The organism is Acinetobacter sp. YH16052 (assembly GCF_013417155.1).
Taxonomy (GTDB): Bacteria; Pseudomonadota; Gammaproteobacteria; order Pseudomonadales; family Moraxellaceae; genus Acinetobacter.
In genome coordinates this window covers 1-2,938 of the sequence record NZ_VPEO01000084.1, presented here as the reverse complement: position 1 = coordinate 2,938, position 2,938 = coordinate 1, and the positions used below count along the sequence as shown (strand labels likewise).

The following is a 2,938-nucleotide window of genomic DNA, read 5'->3' as shown; positions in this document are numbered from 1 at the left end:
TTTGCAGACAAGTACCAGGTCCCGATTGAAATTTATAGACAACGAAATACAGCAGAGCTGTCAGAACTTGATCAACAACGCACAAGAGCAAAAGGAATCAGTGCAGAAGCTGACGCACAGATCAACCGAGCTATTGAATCAGGTACAAAGTTTAGTGAAACAAGCCGAAAGTTTGAATATTCAGAGCTTAGCTCAACAGCAGACACAGCAACAACAGCAGAAAATCAGTCTAATTTTGTCAGTATCATGTACAGCATTACTGCTAATCCTGATCATAATTTCATGGGTGAAGTAAATGAGCGAATTAAAGCAGTTAATCAGTCAGCAAGTCAGTTTGCTACAGAAACAGAACGAGCTACAGCAGACTTGTATCAACGAGCAGAAGAAGTACATCGAGCACTTAGAACAGCGCAACACAGCACTAATTCAGCAAATGAACCAAGTACCAAAGCTAGATATGTCGCAGTCTTTACAGACATTCGCAATGCAAGCGCAAAAACATTTGCAAGAGAAATTGCTTACTGTACTGGACAACTCGAACATCGAAAAATTAGTGCAGAGCAAGATCAATCAAGAACTAAAACCAATTCTGGACGATATACAGCTCACACAATCGCAATTAACGAAAGCACTTTCGACAGCATCATCATTGAATACAGCAACAGACAACGAAATCAACGTCAGCGAGTTAAACAACAAGCTTCAGAAGCTAGAACTTTCAGTCAACAACTTGATCGAACAACTAAACACATTGATTTAATTGCACGACAACTCAGTAATGTTGTGATTAAGCCAAAGCCCTGTACTGATTTAACTCGATATTTCAAAAACAATGGTTATCGCTCACCGACTGCGGAGCGTATTGCTGTTTGGTCAGAACGTCAGCATGAAGCATTTAAGAATCGAAATATTGAGCAAGTCGCTTACTACATCGAAACCAAATTTCAAGAACTAGGACACTATCAACACTATGAAAATGGGCTGAGTAGAGATGAAATTGATATTGTAAACAAGATGATACGCAATGATGAGCGCATTATTGATTATATGAAAAAATCAGGCTGTCATCTGAATTACGACACTCGACAAAAGCTCAATCGGACATTCTCACTTGAACGAACTTCAAACGAATATCGCTTAAATGATCTTGATAAAAAAGAAAACGAAGTTAAGCCGTTATTTCAGGCGAAGCCTGAAACAAAAGCTATTGAACGTAATAATGACAACGGATTCACAATGTAGGAGATGAAAAAATTATGAAAATAGATATTAGCGAGCACTTTGAAACATCATCAATCAGTGACGTTGCTTATGCTGCAATGCTTACTTTTTCTGAAATGGAAAATGTAGACTTGTCTTATTTACATGATGTGTGCGAACAATTAAATGCAGAAAAACATTGGCTGTTACAGCTAAATTGGTGTCATGAAAAAATGGACAATCAAAACTTTTTTACTTTGTGTAAAAGCTTGAACTATGACCCGATTGAGTTAAATCAAGCATTCAACGTGATCAAGCGTAAAAGTAGAAGATGACCCTTTATTTTTCTGCGTAGCAATGTTTTACATTGCTGTACTCGAAAAAAAAAGCATCTCTAAATCACTGTTTTTACTGCAGTATGCTTTTACTGAAAATAGTGCTACATTTTCATAGGCGAAAAAAAACAGGATTGCCGTCCTGTCTTTCTTCGGAATTTTAATTTAAATGCTTGAAAACACTAAAAATTAAACACCTGAATATGTCTTAATTTTAGCAGTGTTTGCGAGCTTTGCAAGCGGTTACTGTTATAAATGAATAAATGTGAAGCAAAAGACACTGATTTTCGGTCAATTTTTTATCAAGACCTACCGATTAAACCTTATTGTATGGACGAAAAACCAGGCTATATGCTTATTCGTCCCAAATCTATTGCGGTTAAAAAGCCCTATATTCAAGTTAATCCGCCACTTATGACGATTTACTTTGTCTTTGATGATGACAAAGAAGATTCCGCTTTATCCTGGTTTGACGCAGGTTTGCCACAGCCGTTTTGGACAACACAGAACCCAATCAACGGTCATTGCCATCACTGCTACAAGCTTGAGATACCGCTTTGTACAAGCGAGTTTGCTAGTGTGAAAGCAATCAAGTACGCACAAGCTATTTACTACGCTTTTGCACTCAAAATGGGTGCTGATCTCAGTTATTCTCATTTGATCACAAAAAATCCTCTCAATGACCAGTGGAGGACGATTTTTTGGACTGATAAAGCGTATTCGCTGGATTATCTTGCTGACTTCGTGGATCTGCCGAAGAAGATACCGAAAAAACTTGAAGTAGTTGGTTTAGGTCGCAATGTCACCATGTTCGAGAAAGGGCGTCATTGGGCGTATAAGGCGATTAGAGACTACATGCACCACAACTCTAGCCACGAGTGGGAAAGAGCCGTCAGGGCGCAAATAGAAGCGATTAATAGCGGTTTTGAACAACCTTTACCGTATAGCGAAGTAAAGGCGACATCAAAGAGTATTGCTAAATGGGTTTGGCAGCGTTTCAGCTATGGAGATTTCAGCGAGATTCAAGCTAAACGTGGTGCGAAGGGAGGTGCCAAGTCCAAACGTGGCCCTAAAGCTGATTCAGAGCGTTCAAAAAAGCCTTGGGAAGCCCTTGGAATTGGTCAAGCTACATATTATCGGCGCAAGAAAAAAGGTTTGATAAAGTGATAGCAGATAAGCCATATCAGATAACAGCCCCTCTTGGGGTTTGTTTTGAATCTTCCCTAGCTTTAAAGTGGGGGTTTTTATTATTCTTGTTTTATAAGTTAAATAGAAAATAACTAAAAACAATTAGAAAGTTCAAACACCAAACACCTCAAACACCAAACACCTCAAACACCAAACACCTCAAACACCAAACACCTCAAACACCAAACACCTCAAACACCAAACACCTCAAACAC

Annotated in this window: 3 protein-coding genes; all 3 read left to right on the top strand. The window is 38.7% G+C overall.

The features are described 5' to 3' along the window. A partial coding sequence (locus tag FTV42_RS16050; RefSeq protein WP_180039193.1) for a hypothetical protein occupies positions 1-1,242 on the top strand: 1,242 nt, incomplete at its 5' end. 14 nt (positions 1,243-1,256) lie between these two features. After that, positions 1,257-1,535 carry a hypothetical protein gene (locus tag FTV42_RS16045; RefSeq protein ID WP_179991719.1) on the top strand — a complete coding sequence of 93 codons (279 nt, stop codon included), beginning with the start codon at positions 1,257-1,259 and terminating at the stop codon, positions 1,533-1,535. Between the two features lie 255 nt (positions 1,536-1,790). Next, positions 1,791-2,702, top strand: a complete 912-nt coding sequence (locus tag FTV42_RS16040) for a replication initiation protein (RefSeq protein ID WP_179991720.1) — start codon at positions 1,791-1,793, stop codon at positions 2,700-2,702. Positions 2,703-2,938: the final 236 nt, after the last annotated feature.

Excerpts from the sequence above, each read along its gene's own strand:
- FTV42_RS16045 (WP_179991719.1), top strand. The coding sequence starts at position 1,257 with ATGAAAATAGATATTAGCGAGCACTTTGAAACATCATCAATCAGTGAC.
- FTV42_RS16040 (WP_179991720.1), top strand. The coding sequence starts at position 1,791 with ATGAATAAATGTGAAGCAAAAGACACTGATTTTCGGTCAATTTTTTAT.